Below are 23506 nucleotides of genomic sequence, written 5' to 3' on the forward strand. Positions count from 1 at the left end.
TCGTTTTAGAATGAATCTAATGCATTCGTTAAGTTTAAAAATATTTGAGCAAAAACTGCTTGTGTAATGAACGTACCTGTAAAAACTAATAAGGCGATAATTACCATTTTCCAGCTTTGACTAATAAAAGATTTAAAATTAAGTCCAATTCCAGCGAGGGTACCAACAATTGTTATTGGCGCCATAAAGGAAATTTTAGCTGTATAATCAATCACTGGTTGAGAGATAGGTGAAATAGGGCTTGCAACAAGCAAGCCTGTTAGCACAACATAAATAATTGCAGGAATTTTTAAAGGAATAATTTTTCCTAAAAAAATACCGACGAAGGCGATAGCGGATAAAATCAGTACACCAGGAATAGATTCTGCAATAGATACATGGGAACCAATTAGGTTAGCCATAAGCGTTGTAATAACAGATGTTAATAAAAGAGAAATTGTCCAATCTCGCATGCTCATAGTCAACTTAATCACCAACCTTCATGCTTTTCATTTGTTTTGGATCACGTGTATGTTTTGGACTGATTCTTGGCTCTAACAAGTAATATAATTTCCTAGTAAGAGGAAGAGAGATAAATAAAGTGAAGTAGATACCTATAATGGCCGCTAACGTATCACTTGCACCTGCTAGCATAATAATTTGATCACCGTATTCTGGATAAATGGTTGCCAATGTGCTAGATGCTGCCGCCATCATGACACCGCTACCTATTCCACAAGCCATCGCTAATGCTAAAGGATGAAAAATATCCGTAGAAGCTACGATACTTGCTAAAAAACCAATATAAATAGTACCGATTAAAAATCCAATGATGTAAATAGATAAAGCGCCTCTTGCTTCAGGAGAATTGGCACCATATAGATGACAAATCAAACCGTAATCCTTATCGCGGCAAGTAGAGCTTGTTGCGCCAATCGCTTCCTTTTTAATTCCTAGCAATAATGCAATTGGTAAAGCTAGAAAAATGGTTCCGACATGTCCAAGCTCTTGAAAGGCTAATGCAGGACCTACATCGACAAGCTTAGGAAGATTAGAACCTGCAAGTACGCCAATTTTCGCCATAAAAGGTGTGATTGCTACAAGAACAAGAGATGAGGCCTTTGTGGATGCCTTTTCTTTAAAAAATCGAAAAATATCTGGGCCAAGTAAAACACTAATTACGATTGCAAATAGCATTGGATAAATAACGATTAAAGCAGATCCTACTTGGAATTTCTTTACTCCAATTAGTTCGGCAATGATAACGATAACAAGAGCCCCTAAATATAATCTGTAATTTTGTTTAATTACTTGCCAAACGGATTGATGTTGTTCTGTGTTTTCCATGCTCTTTTTCCTCTCTTGGTGATGGACTTTTTAAAATAATTACGTATAGAAGAGTGAAAAAAGAAAAAACCCTAGTTAATAAACTAGAGTTTGACATACAGAAAAACAAAAAACGTAAATAGACCGAATAAACAAACCGTTTTTTCAGTACGAGAATAATATATCGTTTTTTGTCATTCCTCATAGTCAAACTATTTACGGTAGTTTGGTAGAGACTTTTGGACCGTATTTCCAACTTTATACGAAGAATTTTAAAATGCGAACATTGTTAATTAATATATCAGTATATGTTCGTGTATTTAACAATTTACCTCAATGTTTTTGGAAAGTCAAAGTTTTTTTAGGGGTTTTACGGAATGGAGAGGATGTTTAAGTGAAAAGTGTATGCGAGCAAATGAGGCAATCCAATAAATAAAGCCTATTCAAAAACTGAGTTTTGAATAGGCCATCTTTCATTTTAACGATTCCAGAATCGACCTTGGGCTATGCCTTCAATAAAGGCTTCAATTGTGGAGTCTTTTAAATTGTAGACCCCAGCTCCCCCTAGTTTGATTCTGCAAGAATCTAAAGCTTGTGGGTCATGAATGTCAAAGGCTAAAGGTTTATAGTGTTTAAAGGTTGTTTCCATAAACTCTAGCACAGGAGTTTGAATAGGTGATTCACTGCTAATGACTAAAACCGCGTCAAAAAGGGTTGGGTCTGCTGTGTCATAAGTATCGGTTACGTTAAGGGAATCGTCGATTTGAGATACCTTTTTATCGATAATACTATAATTGACATGTTGTTTAGCGAAAGTTTGAAGCCATTTTGTTAGAAGTGTTGCATTAGGTTGTCCATTCAATACAATCGCGACATTTTTTGTGTCGGGTTTAGAGATAGTATTCGCCATGCTGAGTGCGGGCGATTTTTTATTTGATTGTATTTCAAGATTTGTTTTAGGTAATGCTACGCCAATATTGTTAGCTACTTCTTGTGCTAATTCATGGTCTATATGATTGATAAGGTCGATTGCCTTTGTTTTCACAGCATTTGATTTACATTTGCCAAGCTCGAAACTGAATGCTTTTTTAATATGTTGTTTCTCATAAGGAGCCATACTATTATAGAAAAGCTTTGCTTGCGAATAAAAGTCTAAAAAGCTTTCACTTCGGCCTCGAATTTTATTGCCATCAATTTTCTCCTGGTAATGTTCGTAGCCGCCTTCTTCTGCAGGAACAGGAGCTGGTTGATTGTCATTTAAACCGTTGCGATGATAACTCGTTTGTCCTCGATAAATCGCCATTTGGTGCATGCCGTCACGTTGATTGTTTTGATAAGGACAGACAGGTTGATTAATCGGAATTTGATGGAAGTTAGGTCCTCCTAATCTAGACAGTTGTGTATCGGTATAAGAAAATAATCGTCCTTGTAAAAGAGGGTCGTTTGAGAAATCGATACCAGGTACAACATGCCCAGGATGGAAAGCAACCTGCTCTGTTTCAGAAAAGAAATTATCTACATTTCGATTTAAAGTCATTTTGCCCACTATTTTTACAGGGACTTCTTCCTCTGGCCATAATTTAGTTGGATCTAATATATCAAAATCAAAGGCATGCTCATCTTCTTCCGAAATTAACTGTAAACCAAGCTCCCATTCTGGAAAATCTCCCTTTTCAATTGCTTCATACAAGTCAAGTCGATGGAAATCAGGATTTTTCCCTGCAATTTTTTGAGCCTCATCCCAAACTAATGAATGAACACCTAGCGTAGGCTTCCAGTGAAATTTCACAAAATGAGCTTGTCCTTTAGCATTAATAAGACGGAAAGTATGAACTCCGAAGCCTTCCATCATGCGCAAGCTACGTGGAATCGCACGATCACTCATATGCCACATAATCATATGGGCTGTTTCAGGATTTTGTCCGATGAAATCCCAAAAAGTATCATGCGCACTAGCACCTTGTGGTATTTCATTGTGTGGCTCTGGTTTAACGGCATGCACAAAATCAGGGAACTTAATGGCATCTTGAATAAAGAAAACGGGCATATTATTACCGACTAAATCATAATTACCTTCGTCTGTATAAAATTTAGTAGAGAATCCTCGTACGTCCCTCACTGTATCATTCGATCCTCTAGAACCCTGTACCGTCGAAAATCGTACAAATACAGGAGTGATTTTAGAGGTATTTGTAAGAAAATCTGCCTTTGTATAATCTTCTAATGATTCGTAAAGCTGAAAAACACCATGTGCACCAACACCGCGTGCATGAACAATACGTTCAGGAATACGTTCATGGTCGAAATGAGTCATTTTCTCACGGAAATGAAAGTCCTCCATAAGGGTAGGACCTCTTAAACCAGCTTTTAAAGAAAATTCATCCTCTGCCATTTTTAATCCTTGATTGGTCGTTAAGGCATGTTTACCTTGGTTATCAATGATATGTTTCTTTAATTGTTCAGTTTTTTTATTGTCCATTTGAATCCTCCTCAAAGTAATCTTATTTAATGCATTCCCTTTTAGTTGAAATAAAAACATTATGAAGTGATTCCGAAGATGCTAAATAAGGGGGATAATAGGACATTAGCGCGCTCATAAAAAAGCCCGATTTTCTTTAAAAGAAAATCGGGCTTTTTATTATCATGTATTATTGTGCAGTTAATCCGCCATCGATAACGAATTCTGAACCTGTTGAGTAGCTAGAATCATCAGAAGCTAGGAATAATACCATATTAGAAACTTCTTCTGGTTGAGCTACACGTTTTAATGGAATATGTTTAGAGAATTCTTCTACTGCTGCTTTTGTATCCTCTTGTACAACCATAGGTGTTGCGATAACGCCTGGGTGTACAGAGTTTACGCGAATGCCCATAGGTGCTAGATTGATTGCAGCTGCTTTTGTCATACCACGAACAGCAAATTTTGTATCTGTATAACCGATAGCACCAGCAACTAAGCCGTTCATTGAAGAAATGTTGACGATTGAACCGCCACCAGCTTTCGCCATTGAACCTGCTACAGTTTTCATCCCTAAAAATACAGACACTTGGTTAATGTCAACGATGCGTTTGTATTCTTCTAATGTCACTTCTAGCATATTTTTCGCCATAGTAATACCAGCATTGTTTACTAATACGTTTACTGGACCAAAAGCTTCTTCTGCTTTCGCAATTACTGTAGCCCAATCTTCTTCAGAAGTAACGTTTTGTTTAACGAAAATAGCATTTTCGCCTAATTCAGCTGCGAATGCATTTCCTTTTTCCTCATTTAAATCTGTTAAAATAACTTTTGCTCCGTTTTCTACGAATAATTTTGCGTGTGCAGCGCCCATACCTTGTGCAGCACCTGTAATTATTGCGACTTTACCTGCTAAACGACTCATTTAGAAAGCCCCCTAAAATTTTAAATTTGATAGTTAACTATCACTTTTATACTTCCTAGTTAACAACTTTCGCGTTCGAATGTCAATTCAAAACGTTCGTCATTTATTGTGGTCGAATATAAGATAAAAATACATCCTTCATCAACTCCAGTTGCTTGTCCGTAGATAACAACTGGGAAAGGTTTGGATCGTGGGTTGTTAGGCTTGATTTAAATGTGAATAAACTAAAGTTTTGTACCATCGTCATGATAAACAAATCTAAATTAATATCCTGTCTTAGAGAGCCGTCTTGTTTACCATAATCGGCTAATGTGAATAAAATACCAGCTAATTTTCTTCGTGCAAAAAAGTATTCAGCATATTGCTCAGTCGAAGATTCCGTAGCAATTTTCTCATGTAAATCAAAGGACTCGAAAAACTTAGCTAAACGTAGATTAGGATCCTTTGTTCCACTTATATAATATTCCAAAATTTGTTTGATTTTTTCGTAAGCAGGAATTGTTTGCGCAACAATCTGCTCTATATCCGTTGCCATATCATTTGTAATAGTATTTGAGGCTGCAATTACTAAAAACTCTTTTTTAGGGAAATAACGAAATATTGTCGCAATCCCAACACCAGAAGCGTCCGCCACATCCTGCATTTGTATATTTTGAACGCCATGTTCCAAAAATAAATCCTTGGCAATTTGGATAATATGTTGACGGCGTTGTTGTTTTTGTTGTTCTCTTTTACTCATTTTCGTCACTCCAACTGTTCTTCTTACATTAATTGTAGCATGCATATTACATACAAACTTATACAGCTACTTTTGTATATTTATTATGTTTTATACATAAGGTGAATTTGTTCTGCTATGTAATCAGAACTTAAATGTAGCCCATTTTTTAACCACCACATTATAACGCCAACTATTGAAGCTGTTTTGATTTGAGCATCGACATAGACCTTTTTAGTTGTTTTACTATTTTTGTTTCTGCGAACATCAATTAACTTTTTTAATAATTGGAATAGATGATTTTCAAATTGTTCGAGTTGAAAAAGGATGAGTAGATGATGCCGTTGTGTATAAAGATAATCGAGTAATTGAATCAATTGTTTTTTTTCATCGATGTCCTGAACTTGGATAAGTACTTCAATTTTTTCAGTTAGCTCATGTAAAATTTCCTGCGTTAATTGTGTAATGAGGCCATCGATATCTTGATAATGCAAATAGAAAGTTGTTCGATTTAATAACGCCTTTTGTGTCACCTTTTGAACAGATAATTGATTAATGGACAGACCCTCATTTAAGAGGGATAAGGCAGCTGTTTTAAGCATTTCCTGTGTTCTAAGGGCACGTGGATCCTCTTTTTTAGTCATTTTTCTCATTCCTGTCTATCATAGTAGATTTTATATACAGTTTGTTTTGAATTGTCTAGTAGTCGACAGTAAATTCAATATTGTTCATGGTCAACTTAGTCAAATTCTTGTTAAGATATTTTTTAGACAATGTGTCGATAAAATTATGATAGCGTTAGGAGTTCTATTATGCAAAATGAAATGTCTGCTGGAACGAAAAAGCTTTTGCTTTTTGTAATGATTGCAGGATGCTTCTTTTCTACTTTAAATCAAACATTACTAAATGTGGCGCTTAGTGATTTAATGGTTATTTTTAATGTAACCCCGACAACCATTCAATGGTTAGCTACAGGCTTTATGTTAGTGAATGGCGTGCTAGTTCCTATTACAGCCTTTTTAATGAAGCGATTTTCAACTCGCCAGTTGTTTATAAGTTCTATGCTTTTTTTATTAATAGGTTCTATTGTTGCAGCAAGTGCAATGAACTTCGGTATGTTATTGACGGGGCGTATGATTCAGGCAGTTGGAGCAGGAATTATCATTCCATTAATGATGACAGTCATTGTTTTTTTATATCCAATGGAAGAGCGTGGAGCCGTTATGGGGAAGGTTGGATTTGCTATTATATTCGCGCCAGCAATTGCACCAACTGTTTCAGGATTTTTGGTTGAATATATGTCATGGAGATGGCTATTTATCGGTTTGATTCCATTTGTTTTGCTAATTATTTTGTTTGCCTATAAATATTTATTTAATATAGTTGAGGGAACAAAAGTAAAATTAGATGGACTAAGTGTCGGGTATTCAACAATTGGGTTTGGATTTTTACTTTTTGGGTTTAGTATTGCAGGAAGTAGAGGGTGGGCCGATTGGCTCGTTATTACATCTCTTCTTTTAGGAATTATTGTGACGTTTCTATTTTGTCAGCGTCAAATGACTTCTGCGGACCCATTATTAAATTTAACAGTATTTAAATATAAAATGTTTTCCATGACAACGCTTGTTAATATAGCCATTACAATATTAATGTATGCGGATTTAATTTTACTACCGATTTATTTACAAGATGGACGTGGTTTTACGGCTTTTGAAGCTGGTCTTTTATTATTACCAGGGGCATTAATAAACGCAAGCTTATCGCCAATAACTGGGAAAATGTATGACAGATATGGGGCAAAGCCATTATTTATAGTGGGCATGTGTTTTATTGTTGTATCGATGTGGGCCGTGGTTGATTTATCTGCTTCTACGTCGTATATGTATTTACTTGTCCGCACAATTATATTACGAATTGGGCTAGCTTTTATTACTATGCCTCTAAATACAGCAGCTTTAAATGCGCTACCAAAAGAATTAGCTTCACATGGTTCAGCAGTTAATAATACGATTCGTCAATTAGCTGGAGCAATAGGTACAGCAGTGATTGTGACGATTTATACAATTCAATTAACGAAGGTTTCGATTGGCACAAGTGAAGGTTATGCTAACGCAGCCAACACAACTTATTTCTATATGCTCATCTTAGCAATTATTGCCTTTATTGTTGTTTGGTTTGTACCAAAAACTAAAAATGTACGTAACTAAAACAATAATTGTTTGCAGTGAGCGAACTATTAAGCAAAAGCACCGTTCTAAATTTTAGACGGTGCTTTTGCATTAAAAAAACACTTCTGCAATGTGAAGTGTTATTACGCTATTTTTAATATTTATTTAAATGGAAAAAGAAATCATGTTGAATCCATTGATAAATACATGACCATGTGTTAAATTTATATAGATAGGCACTTATTTATTAAAAGTATATATTATCCCTACTTTAATTATAAGGCATTGTTTTTCAGAAGTCAACCCCTATACTTACATTTTTAAGGAGTGAATGCGATGAAATCGGAGTTTCAGCAAGAGCAAAAACGTTTGGTTAATGTAATGGAGACTATTTCTGAGCAAATGAGTAGGTTGGAGCAAGAAACTTTACAGCGTAAAAACGAAGTTGTAAATATTCGCAAACACTTTTGGGATGAAATTAAGGTGAATATGGATACCTTCGACGATTATCTTGAGACGATTATTGGCTTAAGACAAGAAACGCAAGCATTGTCCGTAAGCCAAAGTACCCACAAACATGCATCGAAAAGATTAGCAACATTACGCCGTATGCAGAAGAATCCTTATTTCGGTCGAATTGATTTCTTAGAGGAAGGCATGGCAGCTCAAGAACAGATCTATATCGGTATCTCTTCACTAATGGATAAAAGCGGCGAGGATTTTCTTATTTATGACTGGCGAACACCCATCGCAAGCGTTTACTACGATTACATGCCAGGTCCTGCCCAGTACACGACACCTGGTGGCATTATATATGGAGAATTGGAGAAGAAATGGCAATATCTTATCCGCGACGGTGTGCTGCAATCAATGTTTGATACAAGTCTAACGATCGGGGATGAAATTTTACAGCAAGTTCTAGGTCAAGGTACAAATAAACATATGCAAAGTATAGTTGCAACAATTCAGCAGGAGCAAAACCGTATTATCCGTCATGATCATGGAAGATTGCTTATTGTACATGGTGCAGCTGGTAGTGGCAAAACATCAGCTGCATTACAAAGAATTGCATATTTACTTTACAAATATCGGGACAGATTGAATGCGGATCAAATTATATTATTTTCACCTAATGCAATGTTCAATAGTTATGTCTCTAATGTGCTACCTGAACTTGGTGAAGAAAATATGCAGCAAGTTACATTTCAGGAGTACTTACATCATCGATTAAGTAAAGAGTTCGATGTGGAAAATCCATATGAGCAATTGGAATACGTTTTAACAGCAGCCGACAGCCCCGCTTATCGATCTAGGGTGGCGAGCATCCAATTTAAAGCATCTACGCGCTTCTTTGAAGTGATTAAGGCATACAGAAAGTCACTAGAGTACTCCAGTATGATCTTTAAGGTTATTAACTTTAGAGGGCAACCGATACTTAGCGCCGAACAAATTGCTGAGCAGTTTTATAGCAGCGACACGTCGATGAACTTTCATAATCGACTGGAAAAATTAAAAGATTGGATTTTAAAAGAAGTAAAAGAAATCGAAAGAGTCGAATGGAAGAAAGAATGGGTGCAAGATGAAATAGAGTTGCTTAGCAACGAGGAATATCAAAAGGCACGCGTTTATTTAGCTAAAAAGCAAGGCTTTGCAAGAGAGACGATAGCCGATTATGAAATGGATACAAAAAAACTTGCGCAATTAATTGTATCTAGAAAATTAAAGACATTGCGGAAACGAATTCGAGCGTTGCAATTTATCGACGTTAAGGAAATATATAAGCAATTGTTTGTAGACCCTCTGCAAATGAAGCAATGGGTAGAGGGGGAAACACCAGCAGAGTGGGAGGCTATTTGCCAAGATACGCTACAAATGCTGGAAGAAGATAAATTATGTTACGAAGACGCTACACCGTTTTTACTGATAAAGGAATTGATTCAAGGTTTTAAAACAAATAGTTCAATCAGGCACATTCTTGTTGATGAGGCACAGGACTATTCACCATTTCAATTCGAGTTTTTAAAGCGATTGTTTCCTTTTGCGAAAATGACGGTATTAGGTGATTTTAATCAGGCAATCTTCGCACATGCGAGTGAAATGATTGATTTTCATATTCTTAGTAGCTTGTATGGAGCGGACGAAACAGAAGTTATCAATATGACGCGTAGTTATCGCTCTACAAAACAGATTGTCGAGTTTACACGCAAACTAGTCCCTAATGGCGAACGGATTATTCCTTTTGAACGCAATGGTGAACTACCTGTGCTGACCCAACTATCTGAACGTAGCGCTTTGCATCGCTGTATTACGACAAAAGTCGAAGCTTTGCGAAATGAGGGCTATAATAGTATCGCCATCATCTGTAAATCAGCGGAGGAAAGCAAACAAGCGTATGAAGCTCTGTCCGAAATTGAGGATGTGAAGCTTATAAAAAATGGCACACCAGAGTATGAACAAGGCGTTGTCATTATCCCGTCCTATTTATCCAAAGGAATCGAGTTTGAAGCTGTTATTATCTATAATGCTTCTGAGCAAATATATGGCGATGACAGTTTACGTAGAGTTTTCTACACAGCCTGCACGCGCGCCATGCACCATTTGCAGTTATATAGCGTAGGTCAACCAAGCCCGCTTTTAAGCGATGCTATACAGGAAAATCTCATTTCAGTACAGTGATAGAAAATAATGTGAAAAAGCCGATTCTAGATTGTCATTAGAATCGGCTTTTCTATAGGTGTAGTAGTTAGCTTACTACCAATTAGTGTGGAAAGTGCCTTCTGAATCAATACGTTGATACGTATGCGCACCAAAATAATCACGTTGTGCCTGCAATAGATTGGCATTCGATGAGCCAGTTCGGTAACTGTCAAAATATGTTAAAGATGTGCTTAAACATGGGAAGGCATTACCTGCTTGAATACCTTCGCACACTATTTTTCGTAAGCTGTTTTGATATGCTTTTGTCTTTTCTGCAAAATAAGGAGCAATTAATAAATTATCTAGAGCTGATTGTTTTTGATAAGCGTCGCTGATGACATTTAAAAATTCTGCCCGAATAATACAGCCACTACGGAAAATTAACGCTATATCATGCAATTGTAAGTTCCAGCTATAAAGCTCAGAAGTCATTTTATATTGAGTAAATCCTTGTGCATAGGCGCAAATTTTCCCCATATATAGAGCTTGTCTTACGTACTCTACCCACACATCCTTATCTAAATTTTGCTCATTTTGTTCAGGTCCTGCCAAAATGGCTTCTGCACGAACTCGCTCCTCTTTTAACGATGAGATATAACGTGCAAATAAGGCTTCTGTAATAATTGATGTAGGGATGCTATTATCAATGGATTGTATACTCGTCCATTTTCCAGTTCCTTTTTGATTAGCTTTATCAAGAATAATATCAATCAGTGGTAATCCTGTTAAATCGTCTTTTTTTCTCAAAATTTCAGCGGTAATTTCAATTAAATAGCTTTTCAATTCCCCTTGATTCCATGTTTCAAAAATATCGGCAATTTCCTCAACTGCTAATCCTACATTTTTTCTTAAAAATGTGTAGGCCTCTGCGATTAGCTGCATATCCGCGTATTCAATGCCGTTATGAACCATTTTAACGAAGTGGCCAGCACCTTTAGGGCCAATATACGTACAGCATGGTGTTCCATCCACTTGTGCTGCTATCTTTGTAAAAATAGGAGCAACTTTTTCATAGACTTCAAGATCACCGCCAGGCATGATAGAAGGTCCTGTCAACGCACCGACTTCACCGCCAGAAATGCCGATTCCTAAATAGCCAATGCCAAAAGCCTTCAGTTCATCATATCTCCGCTCTGTATCTTTATAGTGGGAATTACCACCATCCATAATAATATCGCCTTTCTTAAGTAAAGGTATTAAAGATTGAATAACGGAATCTATCGCATTTCCAGCTGTCACCATCAAGAAAACTTTTCTTGGTTTTTCTAAAGATTGGATAAATTCTTCTATTTTATAATATGGATTTAATTTTTGCGCTTCTTCTTTTTGTAAAAGCTTGTCGGTTAAATCCTGTGTATAATTATAGACTGCTACTTGCTCGCCTTTATTGGCCATGTTTAAAGCAATGTTGCTGCCCATAACACCTAAACCAATAACGCCTATTGTATTTAACATTGTGTTCGCTCCTTTTTCACATTTCTACACGAATATATTAAGTAATAAAATAAACACTAAACCTGCAACAGAGACAACTGTTTCTAGCAATGTCCATGTAGCAAAAGTTTCTTTCATGCTTAACCCAAAGTATTCTTTAAACATCCAGAATCCTGCATCATTGACATGGGAAGCAATTAAACTACCTGCACCAGTTGCTAGTACCATTAAAGCTGGATTTACATCATTTTGACCTAACAGTGGGATGACTAGCCCTGCTGTTGTTAAGGCGGCAACTGTTGCTGAGCCTAATGAAATACGTAAAATAGCCGCAATAATCCAAGCTAATAAAATCGGTGATAACGATGTACTATGGAATAAATTTGCTACATAATCACCAACTCCGCCATCAATTAAAACTTGTTTGAAGGCGCCCCCGCCCCCGATAATTAACAGCATCATACCTATATGCGTAATCGCTACTGTACAAGATTCCATTACCTGTTTAATAGGGATATTTCTCGCAATTCCCATTGTGTAAACGGCAACTAATAAGGAAATCAACATCGATGTTCCAGCTTCTCCGATAAAACGGATAACTGCTAAAATGCTGTTATCTTCAAAGCCCATTGTTTTTTGGAGCAGTGTAATAATCGTCGCGATGGACATTAAAATAACAGGCAATAATGCAGTGAATACACTAATAGCGAAGCTAGGCGTTTCTTCCAGCTTAAATGTTTTTTGTTCACCTAGAGATGCGATATTACCCGTTTTGTTGAATGAATCTGGAACTAACTTTTTAGTCACTTTAGTTAGAACTGGTCCTGCTAAAATAACAGTTGGAATGGCGATAATAAAACCATAAAGCAATACTTCACCGATGTTTGCCCCAAACTCTCCAGCGATAACAGTAGGCCCTGGATGCGGAGGCAAAAATCCATGTGTGACAGATAAAGCTGCTGCCATTGGAATACCTAGATACAAAATGGATATTTTTAATTGTCTTGAAATTGCAAAGACAATCGGAATTAATAACACGAGTCCTACTTCAAAGAACAGTGCGACACCGATAATAAAGGAAGCTACTACAACTGCCCATTGGATGTTCTTTTCTCCAAATTTGTTAACAAGCGTCATGGCAATGCGTTGCGCACCACCAGAATCGGCGATTAACTTGCCTAGCATTGCTCCTAGACCAAATATTAATGCTAAGTGCCCTAGCGTACCGCCTAACCCTGCTTCAATTGTCTTGACAATGCTATCTAAAGGCATCCCTAGAGCCAAAGCTACACCAAATGACACGATAATTAATGAGATAAATGTATTTAATTTAAAACCCATTATTAAAATTAGCAGAGCAATAATCCCAATACATACAATAACTAATGGCATATATTCTCCTCCTTTAATTCGAGCTTAATAAGCTTCTTTGATAATTAGATATAGATGAATACTCGTCTGTTAAGACTCTAGATAAACGAATGAAAATAGGGAGTAGTTGTCTATATTCTTTTGCAGCTTCTTCTATTGGTGTGTGTGTATAGGTGTCACCAACCATATCTGCAGCAATCTCAAAGGAATGAATTTTTCCGAGAGCATATAAACCTAAAATACAAGCGCCAAGGCATGAGCTTTCATAGCTTTCGGGTACTGTTACTTCGGATTCAAAAATATCGGCCATCATTTGTCTCCAAATGACAGAACGAGAAAATCCACCTGTGGCTTGAATGCGTGTGACAGGGCTTTCCATATATTCGAGTAATGCTAAATACACCGTATATAAGTTATAGATAACCCCCTCAAGAGCGGCTCGTATCATATGTTCCTTTTTATGAGATAGTGTTAAACCAAAAAACGAGCCACGTGCATTAGGATTCCATAAAGGCGCACGTTCTCCTGATAAATAGGGATGAAATAGTAAGCCATCCGCGCCAGGTCTTACACGTTCAGCAATTTTTGTTAACACTTCATATGAATCAACACCAAGTCTTTTGGCTGTTTCCACTTCAGAAGAGGCAAATTCATCACGAATCCAACGAAGAACCATACCACCATTGTTTACAGGTCCACCAATAACCCAATGGTTTTCTGTTAAGGCATAGCAAAAAATTCTACCTTTCACATCTGTTTTAGGTTTATCAATAATGGTACGGATGGCACCGCTTGTTCCAATTGTGACAGCAATTTCACCTTTTCTAATGGCATTAACACCTAAGTTTGAAAGTACGCCATCACTGGCACCTATGACAAAGGGTGTTTGCGGGTCAATGCCCATTTGTTTTGCTAAATCAACATGGCAGTTCTTAAACAATGTTGTTGTTGGTACAAGTGTCGATAATTGTGCTCTTGTTATTCCTGCGATTTTTAAAGCTTCTTCATCCCAATCTAAAGTATGAAGATTCATCATGCCCATAGCTGAGGCTAGTGAATGATCCACAACATACTGATTGAAAAACTTTTTAAAAATATATTCTTTTATACCAATATATTTTTTTGTTTTACGAGCGATTTCAGGATGGTCATTTACAATCCAAGTAATTTTACTTAAAGGGGACATTGGATGAATAGGTGTACCTGTTCTTTTATAAACCTCGAGTCCATTCCATTCATCTTTAATTTTAAGTGCCCATGCTTCACTGCGATTATCTGCCCAAGTGATGACGGGTGTTAACGGTATGTCGTTTTCATCTACAGCGATAATACTATGCATAGCACTGCTAAATGACACAAATAATAGGGGCTTATCCGAGTGGTGTTTCATAATATTCTTTATTACTTGAAGCACTGCTTGGAAAATCTCTTCAGGATTTTGTTCAGCTGTCGCAATATCGGGTGTGTTTAGTGGATACCCGATACTATCCTGTTGAATAACTTTTCCGTGTTCACTGAATAATACGGCTTTTGTGGTCGTAGTACCTATATCAACACCTAACATATAGTTAGTCATGTTCTAGTTCAACTCCCTTAGATAGTAATTGTTGTGACCGCCATAAGTCATCCACTTTCCCTTGAACATCATGGAAATTTTCGTGTAAGGATTTAATCATGAGATCTCGATTTTTTTCTCGAATGGCCTCAATATACAGTTCGTGATTTTTTATAATACGAGTGAAATCTTCGTACTTTTCTTTGAAACGCATACGCATTGATAGCAAAATAAAGCCTTCCATTACTGGCTTTAAATTAGTCCAAATCATCGTGATATAGGAATGACCAATAGATTGAATTATAGTCTCGTGAAAAATAACATCCTGATAAGAAAATTCGTCCGCATCATTGTATTTAACTGCAATTTTCATCATTTCTAATATTTTGCTAAGTTCCATCGCTAAAGTAGTTGTATCCATTTTGATAAGACGTTCAAAGACAAATGTTTCAATTAGCAAACGAACATCATAAATTTCTTCAATTTCTTTTTCTGGTAAACCGATGACAACAGCACCCATTCTTTCTAATCGAATGATATTCTCGGATGCTAGTATTTTCAGGGCTTCACGAATAGGTGAACGGCTTACTTCAAAATCGGCTGCTAATTTGTTTTCAGACAGAATGGTACCGCTTTCAATTAAGCCTGAGAGAATGCGCATTCTAAGCTCGTAAGCGACGCGATCTCCTGTCGAAGCCTTAGAGAGCCATTTTTGTGGATATAAGTAATCCTTAGAATCATTCATAATTTCACCCTTTTTATAGTTTTAGTATACTTGTATACAAGTATTATAATCTGAAAGAAAATAAGATTGCAAGCGTCTTAATAGGAACGGAATTAGTAGGGGATACTTTAACTTTGGAATTTAGAAAGCAAACAAAGCCAGTGAATTTTTACGATAAGTAAAATTCACTGGCTCTCTATAGTAATATTATTTAAGTTCTAACTGGATTCGCCCAACACCATTTAAATATTGTTCATAGCGAGCGATCTCAAGCTTTACAGGGTTAACAGGAAGCTTTTCGACATTATCCATATCGAATCGCTGTCCAATGACCATATGGTTTTCATTCTCTGAAATCCACGTGCTGTTTGCATAATAAATTTCTCCATTAGCGTCAATTAATTGATTAAACACGCCTTTAAATTCATTTTTTTTATAGGTTAAAACTTTATATTCAATTTCAAAGTTATCTTTTATTTCAAGCTCGATATTAATATTCTTAGGCTGAGTAATGATTTCTTTCTTGTCAAAATCAATTACTACTATATCATCAGTCTTATCAATGGCTTCAATTTCTCGAAATTCAATTGTAATACTTTTTGGGATACGGAAATAATTGCTCTCGAGCATGATGCTAAATTGTTTATCTTCATAATTACCAAATCCAGAATAACCGTTTCGAATTTTGCCCCATTGCTCTTGATGTTCATCATATATGCGAATATCATCAAAGTTTAATATTTTCTTGGAATTCGATGAATCAATCGACATTTTCAATTCAGTTCTAATCGGAGAAATTATAAGCTCATGAATAGTAAAGCCTTGCCCATCAACAGTTAAATGTTTATTAATAGGGTATTTTTTCGATGCTTTAACTTCATTTTTTAATGTAAAGGGTATGTCAAAGACTATTTCTGGATGCTCTCTAAGAGACAAAGTAATTTCAAAATCTTGCGATGAATAATCCATACCTTGGCTTGCGGCCACTTCAATTGTATTTTCCACTTCAAACGTTCCTTCTTGCTGTGCTGACCAACTAGTTCCTACAGATGCATAGATTTGTTCACCTTGCTGTGTAACCTCTGTATTGATGCCAGTGATATTCGCTAAGTCTTCATCTGATTGAAGTTTATAGGAAATGATCATTCCTGATTCATCTGCCACAACACTTGTAATCGTAAGCGTTTTTCCATCGATTGTTTGGCTAACATTTATAGGTTCGTAATAGTCATTGTTAATAATATCTTTAATGCCTTTATCTAAAGCAATCATTTCAACAAGTGGTTTTAATACTGGAATTTGTGCCATCGTATAAGCAAGAGCGGGCGATACCCTAATGGAACTAATAAGGGCAATCATGAGAATCGCAGCAGTAATCACAACTTGTAAAAGTCGCTTATGACGAGTTCTTTTTTTCAATTGCTTGTATGCCGTGAACTGTTTATTTGACTGTAATGATTCCATAGGGACCGATTCAAGTAACTCTAAATATCTTTGTTGCTGTTCATTGTCCAGCTGGCTCATGTAATGCCCCCCTCTCCTAATAAATGGCGAAGTTTTTTTAATGTTTTATGTAATCTTGATTTAACTGTGCCTTCAGGTATTTTTTGTATCGTGGCAATTTCGCTGTTTTTTAAATCTTTAAAGTACTTCAAATGAATAAGCTCCTGTTGTTCAATAGGTAGCTTTGTAATAACCTCATTAAGTTCAAATAGTTCCTCCATTTGCTGAGGTTGTTCTCCTATATCATCTGTTACGACAATGCGTTTTTGCTGACGTTTCATCATTAAACATGTATTGATAACAATGCGTACGAGCCACGTTTTAAAATACTGAGGAGACTGCACTTTATGAATGTTTTTTAAGCATTGATACGTCATTTCTTGTAGCGCATCATTTGCATCATGTTCATTTTGCATATAACTATACGCAACGCGATACATAGGTTCTTTATATATTTGTAAAAGGCTTAGCTGTGCTGCTTCATTTCCATTAATCGCTTGTTTGGCAAGTTCGATTTCGTCCATCTCCATGCCTCCTTTAATGATTAGATGCACCAAGTAAATCATTCGTTCATTTTATTTTAATAATTTTATAAAACACTTTTTAGTGGGGAAATTTTGGGTCAGCAGTAGTCGGGAAAATCGGGGGAGTTGTTGAACGTTAGAGATGTCGTGTTACATAAAGAAATCCCTTCCATGAAAAACCGTATCACAAGTAAATAGAGTATGCCAAATAGAAAAAAGGAGCCTTTCGATTAAGAAAGGCTCCTTTTATTTTCTTGTTAGTGAGGAATCGCTTTATTTAGCGATTTCTAAAGTAGGTTGATCTTTATGCTGGATGTGACTTGAAATCCAAGCAATGATGAAAGCGATTAAAAGATAGATGAGTAAAAGCGATCCTTGTGTGACTAAGTTTGACCAGCCACCGAGGGTAATCACTTCTTGGAAACCTTGTAGTGAGTGCGCCATCGGCAAAAATGCGCCAATCTTAGCTAGTATAGGATTTCCAAGCTCACCAGGGAAAGTTCCGCCACATGTTGCTAATTGGAATACTAATAACGTAACAGCAATAAATTTACCGACATTTCCTAATAAAATAATGAGCATTAGGATGAGGGTCATGAAAGTGAGGGATACAATCATACTTGAAAGGAAGAACAGAGGTACACTTGCTACTTCTAATTTAAATCCTAACAATATAACGATATCTACAATAATAGATTGAATGAAACCAACTACGTAAACTAATCCTAGTTTATTAATAAAGTGAACGGTACCAGTCACTTTAAGAAGTTCTCTGCGTCCTAGTGGCAGAATATTAGAGGCCATAATGCCCCCAACGAATAGTGCAAGTGACAAGAAATAAGGTGCGATGCCTACACCATAGTTTGGAACGTCAGATAAATCAGATTCTACTAATTCGATTGGTTGCGCAAACATCGATGTCGTTGCATCGCCAGATGGAAGCGTAGATGTTTTTGCTGAAGCACTATTTAGTTTGGATGCTAGCTCGTTAGACCCCACTACTAAAGAGGAAAGCCCTTGCTGTAGTTTTGGGAATCCGCCTGATACTTCATTGATGCCATTAGATAGAGCTGTAATGCCCGTATTAAGCGTAGTAAAGCCTGTAGACCATTTTGCGAAACCATTTGCAAATTCAGTCGCTCCTTGGTGAAGTTGTTTTGCCCCAGTGGTAGCTTGAGTCATGTTTGTGCCAAACGATTGCATGCTAGTTTGAAGAGTAGTTTGACCAGTAACGATTTTTTTTGCAGCTGTGCCTACTTGTTGTTGCCCATCTGCTAAAGTGGTTTCTGTTGCAGATAATGTCTCTGCTAAAGCAATGATTTGTTGAAATGCTGAATCTTGCTTCGCTTCGGGATGGTCTTTTATATATTGAACTAATTGCCCATTTAAATCACTTGCAGCTTTAGCTGCTTGTTGTTGTCCTTGAACTAGCTCTGTATTTTTTGTAGACCAGTCTGTCATACTTTGGCTAATTTGACCCATTCCTGATTGAAGGGATTGTTCAGCTCCAGTTAGTTGCTGTAGTCCACTATATAGAGAGTCAGAACCACTAATAAGTCCTTGTGCGCCATTAGATAAGTTTTCCTGCCCAGCTGAAAGGCTTGTACTTCCCGTTTGAAGTTTTTGAGCGCCTTCATCTAAACTGTGAATGCCGTCTGCTAACTTATCACTTCCACTTTGTATGGCAGTCGCTCCTTTATAAAGCTGTTCAGCTCCAGTTCCAGCCGTAGCAAAACCAGTAGAAGCATCCTGGAATTTAGTGAGAATAGATTCAGAATAAAACTTCGTAATGCTAGTGTTAATTTTCGTTTTCATTTTTTCCACGGCTGTTGTAGTAATCTGTGAAGCGACAAAGTTTTTCCCAGGGTTAATTTCATATGAAAGCTTAGCTGTTTTTGGAGTTTCTTCCATTAAAGTGGTTACACTTTTGGAGAAATCCTTTGGAATGGTGATGACCATATAATAGTCGCCTGCTTTAAGTCCCTTATCAGCAGTTTTTGCAGAGACAAAATGGAAGTTTAATTCTTTACCTTCCTTCAGTTCGGTAATAAAGTCATCACCAACATGTAAAGATTCATCATCTATAGTAGCTCCTTCGTCAAGATTTACGACAGCGACGGGGAGTTTGTCTAATTGACCATATGGATCCCAATATCCTGCTAAAAAGAATCCAACGTAAATTAAAGGAACAAGAATAAGAAAAATAAAGGCTGTTCGTCCATGCTTATGTTTCCAAATAGCCACTAAGTCTTGCAATATTAATTGAAATCCTTTCATGAAATAATCCTACCTTCCTATTTTTAAAAGATTATTTCATAATAATCTATTATATATATGTTGTATAATACATAAATCGTTATTACATAATAGATTTAAATCTATGCAATAGGGGGAGTAATATGGAACTTTTACAGTTAAAGTACTTTCAAACGGTTGCTCGGCTTGAACATATGACAAAGGCAGCAGAGCAACTTCAAATTGCACAGCCGTCACTCAGTAAAACCATTGCTCGCTTGGAAGAGGATTTGGGTGTGGCGTTGTTTGACCGAGAACACCGTAAAATTAGCTTAAATGAAGCGGGAAAAATCTTTTTAAACCGAGTGGAAAGAGCATTTGCAGAATTAAATGAAGGTCAAAGGGAACTGGCTCAATTCTCTGAGCAAGATCAAAAGAGCATTACATTGGCAGTAACGATCCCAAGAGTATTGCCTGCATTATTAGGTTCGTTTTTATCGAAGTATCCAGATGCTCGTTTTCAACAGTTTCTAAAGTCTGTGTCGTCTATGAAAAAATTGTTGATGGAAGGGGAATTAGATTATTGTATTTCTTCCGTCCCTATTGAGGGTGAGGGTATTAGATGGGAGCCACTCATTACAGAAGAAATTTTTATTATTGTGCCTCCTAATCATCGGTTAGCCAATAGGGATAGTATTCAACTGGCAGAAGTGAAGGATGAGGCGTTTATTAGTATGAATACAGGGTTTGGCTTCCGCAACTTGACGGATCAGTTTTGTCGGGAAGCAGGGTTTGTTCAAAATATTGCTTTTGAGGGGGATGAGCCTTCAGTTATATCTGATTTAGTAAGGCAGGGATTAGGGGTTGCTTTCGTTTCTGAATTATCTTGGGTACCCAAGTCAGAGGAATTTCCGCATAAACTGCGAATTGTTGAACCAGCTTGTCAACGAACAATTGGGCTAGCGTGGTCCGAAAAACGCTATTTAACGCCTATGGCTAAACAATTTCGTCAATTTGTGTTTGAATACTTTTCCACTCTTGCTTAATAATTTAAAATTCAAGGTTGCATCTAATAGATGACCCATTTAGTAAGTAGGGTCATCTAATAGTAGGCTTTTGTCCCCTAACTAATTATTACTTAGGGGTCGAAACATCTTAGACATTGAACTATAAAAGTCTTGTAAAATTGGATTGCTTAGGTTTTTGGTTAAAGCAATGAGTTTGACTGGAATGTTCGACGTATAGGTTTCTAAAACGGTTGCCGTGCCATCCTCGATTTCCTTTTTTATTCTGTTTGTCCCAATCACTCCGAGATACGGATGATTGAGGACGGCATTTTTTATGCTCTCATCACTATTACAGTGAATCGTATTGGGGAAATGAATTCCTTTGTTTAATATTTCAAATTTTATAAAGGGAGCTCTTAGGTCGACCAATACAGGATATTTTGCTAAGTTGCTTTCCATTTGAGAAGTGTCATTCGCCACTTTCCTTGAAGAGAATAGCACTAGGCTTTCATAATCAATGCATTGATTGGAAATATCCGAGTTTAACGTTCTTCCATTTACAATAGCAAAGTCCATCTCATTTTGGGTTACCTTTTTTAAAGCCTCATCACTACTATCTACAGAAAAAACCTCTATTAAAATATCTTGGTTCCTTTTCTGGAAATTCACTATATGTGGTAGAAAAAAGCGGTCACAATGTTCATCTAATGCACAAACGCGAATAACTTGCTTTTCTCCTTGGAATTCTTCGATTTTTCTTTGCAACGTAAACATCTCATTTAAGATATTTTTTGCATGTTCATAAAGAATTTCTCCAGCTTTAGTTAACTTCCTTTTATTATCTACTTTTTCAAAAAGGGGTACGCCAATCTCATCTTCTAAATGCTGTAAATGCTTTGTAACAGTAGGTTGTGAATAATTAAGACGCATTGCTGCTTGGATTAGTCTTTTTTCTTCTGCTACGATCTGAAATGTCTGAAGGTGTCTAATTTCCAATTAAGTAACAACCTTTCCTGTTAATTTCTGAAGCTATAAAGTAAATAAAAATGATTATATATTGCTGATTTAATTTTTGAAATATAATTATAACGCGAAATATTTAAAATAGTAATATTGAATATTCACTATTAGAATATCAACGACCTGTAATGCATTATAAAATGAAATCTATGAAAGCGTTAGCAATATTGGGTATTTTCTAAATTTTTCTAATTTTATTTTTAGCCGAGAGGATGATTAAAACTCGACCGTTTTTTAGAGTTCATTCATAGTATGACAGATTGCTTTTTACACAAATCACAAAGGGGTGTTATGTTTGAGTACTGCCAAACCATTAAAGATAGAAGAGGGTACTGAAAAGAAGAAAAAGAAAAAGGGCGGGTTAAATGCCTATGTCTTGATGTTTTTAATTATTACTGTTCTTACAGTATTAACCTATGTTATTCCTGCTGGACAATACGATAGATATGAGGAAAATGGCAGAACGATTATTGATCCTACTAAATTTGAATATATCGACAATACACCTGTAGGGTTGCTAGACATGTTTAATGCTTTCCACCAAGGGATGGTCAAAGGTGCACCAATTATATTATTTGTTTTGCTAATTGGTGGTGCGCTTGGGATTATGCAAGCTACAGGATCTATCGATGCGTTAATTCGATTTACTGCTCAAAAATTTGGTAAAAAGAAGAAATTAATTATTCCAGTGATGGTACTGCTGTTCTCATTACTAGGGACCCTTATCGGAGCGGCTGAAGACTCACTGGTTTACATTACGATTGTTGCTCCAATGACCATTGCTTTAGGTTTTGATGCGCTAACAGGCGTTGCGATAGTATTTCTCGGTATGATAGGTGCCGGATTCACTGCTGGCATAACAAATCCATTTACAATCGGTGTTGCGCAAACAGTTGCCGAGCTCCCAATGTACTCAGGTATGGGCTTACGTATCGCGATTTACGTAATCTTCTATATTTTATCGGTTGCCTTTATTTTACGACATGTCAATAAAATCGAGAAAAATCCTGAACTAGCTGAATACGGCAAATTTAACCCGAATGAAAGAATTACGTTTGATGATGATTTCAAGTTGAGTAAAAGACATGCACTTTCTCTTTTAGTGTTCTTAGGATGCTTTATCGCGTTGATTTATGGCGTTATTAGTCTTGGCTGGTACATCAGTGAAATTGTAGGGATTTTCTTATTAGGTGCAATTATTATGGGTCTTATCGGAAGACTTTCTGGAAATGAAATGACAGATGCATTTTTAAAAGGATGTTCTGAAATGATTTCAGGTGCGATGATTATTGGGATTGCTAATACAATTCTTGTCGTACTTACTTCAGGCAACTTATTAGATACGATATTACATGTTACTTCTAATTTACTAAATGGCCTTTCACCAAGCGTGACAGCGGTAGGGATGGCAGTTGTCAATTTCTTTATTCATTTCTTAGTACCATCTGGCAGTGGACATGCATCATTAGTAATGCCAATTATGGCACCGTTAGCAGATCTAGTTGGAGTATCAAGACAAACTGCTGCATTCGCTACTGTAATGGGTGGCGGTGTCTCTAGTTTAATTATCCCGACAGGTGGCTTATTGTTAGCAGCTTTAGGTATGATGGGCATTCCTTATTCAAAATGGGCTAAATGGGTATTCCCATATGTTGCTATTCAAATTGTCATTGTTGTGATCTTTTTAATTATTGCCCAGGCAATTAATTATGGGCCGTTTTAATAGCGAAGATAGATCAGTATAGAGCGTTGACTCTTTTCTTTATTCGCCATTTTGCTGAGGTGAAATGGCGAAATAATAGGGAAGTATGATGCATTTGTTAGGATTTTGAGCTTAATGAAGTTCTAACAAAAATATTATT

At 36.6% G+C, this 23506-nt stretch carries 18 protein-coding genes and 1 riboswitch; of the genes, 4 read left to right on the forward strand and 14 right to left on the reverse strand.

What is annotated here, in order from left to right; genetic code table 11:
* Nucleotides 1-5: 5 nt before the first annotated feature.
* The 6 genes from JNUCC52_RS14005 to JNUCC52_RS14030 form a co-directional block, all read right to left on the reverse strand.
* Entirely contained in the window at nt 6-458 is a 453-nt protein-coding gene (locus JNUCC52_RS14005) for a hypothetical protein (RefSeq protein WP_337980174.1), read from the reverse strand.
* Between the two features lie 7 nt (nt 459-465).
* Nucleotides 466-1326, reverse strand: a complete 861-nt coding sequence (locus JNUCC52_RS14010) for a DUF3100 domain-containing protein (RefSeq protein WP_173479179.1) — start codon at nt 1324-1326, stop codon at nt 466-468.
* A gap of 163 nt (nt 1327-1489) precedes the next feature.
* A riboswitch (purine riboswitch) is annotated at nt 1490-1591 on the reverse strand.
* A gap of 192 nt (nt 1592-1783) precedes the next feature.
* Complete coding sequence (locus tag JNUCC52_RS14015; RefSeq protein ID WP_337980175.1) at nt 1784-3784, reverse strand: catalase; 2001 nt, start codon at nt 3782-3784, stop codon at nt 1784-1786.
* 169 nt (nt 3785-3953) lie between these two features.
* Nucleotides 3954-4688: a glucose 1-dehydrogenase gene (locus JNUCC52_RS14020; protein WP_173479181.1), complete on the reverse strand. Its 735-nt coding sequence runs from the start codon at nt 4686-4688 to the stop codon at nt 3954-3956.
* 103 nt (nt 4689-4791) lie between these two features.
* Nucleotides 4792-5427 (reverse strand): TetR/AcrR family transcriptional regulator, encoded by a 636-nt coding sequence (locus tag JNUCC52_RS14025; RefSeq protein ID WP_173479182.1) that lies wholly within the window; start codon nt 5425-5427, stop codon nt 4792-4794.
* Between the two features lie 83 nt (nt 5428-5510).
* Nucleotides 5511-6050 (reverse strand): TetR-like C-terminal domain-containing protein, encoded by a 540-nt coding sequence (locus JNUCC52_RS14030; protein WP_173479183.1) that lies wholly within the window; start codon nt 6048-6050, stop codon nt 5511-5513.
* Between the two features lie 168 nt (nt 6051-6218).
* Here JNUCC52_RS14030 and JNUCC52_RS14035 point away from each other — a divergent pair, with 168 nt between their 5' ends.
* Together JNUCC52_RS14035 and helD are read left to right on the forward strand one after the other, a co-directional pair.
* Entirely contained in the window at nt 6219-7613 is a 1395-nt protein-coding gene (locus JNUCC52_RS14035; protein WP_337980176.1) for a DHA2 family efflux MFS transporter permease subunit, read from the forward strand.
* Between the two features lie 297 nt (nt 7614-7910).
* The gene (gene helD / locus JNUCC52_RS14040) at nt 7911-10250 is read left to right on the forward strand and encodes an RNA polymerase recycling motor HelD (RefSeq protein ID WP_337980177.1); all 2340 of its coding nucleotides are present in this window, start codon (nt 7911-7913) and stop codon (nt 10248-10250) included.
* A gap of 75 nt (nt 10251-10325) precedes the next feature.
* On the opposite strand, the gene gnd is transcribed toward helD, so the two are convergent.
* The 7 genes from gnd to JNUCC52_RS14075 form a co-directional block, all read right to left on the reverse strand.
* Nucleotides 10326-11726 carry a decarboxylating NADP(+)-dependent phosphogluconate dehydrogenase gene (gnd, locus tag JNUCC52_RS14045; protein ID WP_337980178.1) on the reverse strand — a complete coding sequence of 467 codons (1401 nt, stop codon included), beginning with the start codon at nt 11724-11726 and terminating at the stop codon, nt 10326-10328.
* A 24-nt stretch (nt 11727-11750) separates the two neighbouring features.
* The gene (locus JNUCC52_RS14050; RefSeq protein WP_173479187.1) at nt 11751-13097 is read right to left on the reverse strand and encodes a GntP family permease; all 1347 of its coding nucleotides are present in this window, start codon (nt 13095-13097) and stop codon (nt 11751-11753) included.
* 13 nt (nt 13098-13110) lie between these two features.
* Nucleotides 13111-14652 carry a gluconokinase gene (gntK, locus tag JNUCC52_RS14055; protein ID WP_337980179.1) on the reverse strand — a complete coding sequence of 514 codons (1542 nt, stop codon included), beginning with the start codon at nt 14650-14652 and terminating at the stop codon, nt 13111-13113.
* On the reverse strand, nt 14645-15376 hold the full coding sequence (locus tag JNUCC52_RS14060) for a GntR family transcriptional regulator (RefSeq protein WP_337980180.1): 732 nt from the start codon (nt 15374-15376) through the stop codon (nt 14645-14647). Before JNUCC52_RS14060 ends, gntK begins: the two co-directional genes overlap by 8 nt.
* A gap of 186 nt (nt 15377-15562) precedes the next feature.
* On the reverse strand, nt 15563-16879 hold the full coding sequence (locus JNUCC52_RS14065; protein ID WP_173479190.1) for a DUF4179 domain-containing protein: 1317 nt from the start codon (nt 16877-16879) through the stop codon (nt 15563-15565).
* Nucleotides 16876-17382 (reverse strand): sigma-70 family RNA polymerase sigma factor, encoded by a 507-nt coding sequence (locus tag JNUCC52_RS14070; protein ID WP_173479191.1) that lies wholly within the window; start codon nt 17380-17382, stop codon nt 16876-16878. The genes JNUCC52_RS14065 and JNUCC52_RS14070 overlap by 4 nt, the downstream gene beginning before the upstream one ends.
* Nucleotides 17383-17655: 273 nt before the next feature.
* Nucleotides 17656-19659 (reverse strand): YhgE/Pip family protein, encoded by a 2004-nt coding sequence (locus tag JNUCC52_RS14075; protein ID WP_337980181.1) that lies wholly within the window; start codon nt 19657-19659, stop codon nt 17656-17658.
* Between the two features lie 122 nt (nt 19660-19781).
* Between JNUCC52_RS14075 and JNUCC52_RS14080 the strand changes: the two genes are divergently transcribed.
* Nucleotides 19782-20663 carry a LysR family transcriptional regulator gene (locus JNUCC52_RS14080; RefSeq protein ID WP_337980182.1) on the forward strand — a complete coding sequence of 294 codons (882 nt, stop codon included), beginning with the start codon at nt 19782-19784 and terminating at the stop codon, nt 20661-20663.
* 81 nt (nt 20664-20744) lie between these two features.
* Here the strand turns inward: JNUCC52_RS14080 and JNUCC52_RS14085 are convergent, their stop codons facing one another.
* Nucleotides 20745-21620, reverse strand: coding sequence for a LysR family transcriptional regulator (locus JNUCC52_RS14085; protein ID WP_139860033.1), 876 nt, complete (start codon nt 21618-21620; stop codon nt 20745-20747).
* Nucleotides 21621-21939: 319 nt separating this feature from the next.
* Between JNUCC52_RS14085 and JNUCC52_RS14090 the strand changes: the two genes are divergently transcribed.
* Entirely contained in the window at nt 21940-23367 is a 1428-nt protein-coding gene (locus tag JNUCC52_RS14090) for a YfcC family protein (protein WP_337980183.1), read from the forward strand.
* Nucleotides 23368-23506: the final 139 nt, after the last annotated feature.

The organism is Lysinibacillus sp. JNUCC-52 (genome assembly GCF_015999545.1).
In the GTDB taxonomy this organism is placed as follows: Bacteria; Bacillota; Bacilli; order Bacillales_A; family Planococcaceae; genus Lysinibacillus.

Coding starts and splice junctions, on each gene's coding strand:
- JNUCC52_RS14005 (WP_337980174.1), bottom strand. CDS start 458: ATGAGCATGCGAGATTGGACAATTTCTCTTTTATTAACATCTGTTATT.
- JNUCC52_RS14010 (WP_173479179.1), bottom strand. CDS start 1,326: ATGGAAAACACAGAACAACATCAATCCGTTTGGCAAGTAATTAAACAA.
- JNUCC52_RS14015 (WP_337980175.1), bottom strand. CDS start 3,784: ATGGACAATAAAAAAACTGAACAATTAAAGAAACATATCATTGATAAC.
- JNUCC52_RS14020 (WP_173479181.1), bottom strand. CDS start 4,688: ATGAGTCGTTTAGCAGGTAAAGTCGCAATAATTACAGGTGCTGCACAA.
- JNUCC52_RS14025 (WP_173479182.1), bottom strand. CDS start 5,427: ATGAGTAAAAGAGAACAACAAAAACAACAACGCCGTCAACATATTATC.
- JNUCC52_RS14030 (WP_173479183.1), bottom strand. CDS start 6,050: ATGACTAAAAAAGAGGATCCACGTGCCCTTAGAACACAGGAAATGCTT.
- JNUCC52_RS14035 (WP_337980176.1), top strand. CDS start 6,219: ATGCAAAATGAAATGTCTGCTGGAACGAAAAAGCTTTTGCTTTTTGTA.
- helD (WP_337980177.1), top strand. CDS start 7,911: ATGAAATCGGAGTTTCAGCAAGAGCAAAAACGTTTGGTTAATGTAATG.
- gnd (WP_337980178.1), bottom strand. CDS start 11,726: ATGTTAAATACAATAGGCGTTATTGGTTTAGGTGTTATGGGCAGCAAC.
- JNUCC52_RS14050 (WP_173479187.1), bottom strand. CDS start 13,097: ATGCCATTAGTTATTGTATGTATTGGGATTATTGCTCTGCTAATTTTA.
- gntK (WP_337980179.1), bottom strand. CDS start 14,652: ATGACTAACTATATGTTAGGTGTTGATATAGGTACTACGACCACAAAA.
- JNUCC52_RS14060 (WP_337980180.1), bottom strand. CDS start 15,376: ATGAATGATTCTAAGGATTACTTATATCCACAAAAATGGCTCTCTAAG.
- JNUCC52_RS14065 (WP_173479190.1), bottom strand. CDS start 16,879: ATGAGCCAGCTGGACAATGAACAGCAACAAAGATATTTAGAGTTACTT.
- JNUCC52_RS14070 (WP_173479191.1), bottom strand. CDS start 17,382: ATGGACGAAATCGAACTTGCCAAACAAGCGATTAATGGAAATGAAGCA.
- JNUCC52_RS14075 (WP_337980181.1), bottom strand. CDS start 19,659: ATGAAAGGATTTCAATTAATATTGCAAGACTTAGTGGCTATTTGGAAA.
- JNUCC52_RS14080 (WP_337980182.1), top strand. CDS start 19,782: ATGGAACTTTTACAGTTAAAGTACTTTCAAACGGTTGCTCGGCTTGAA.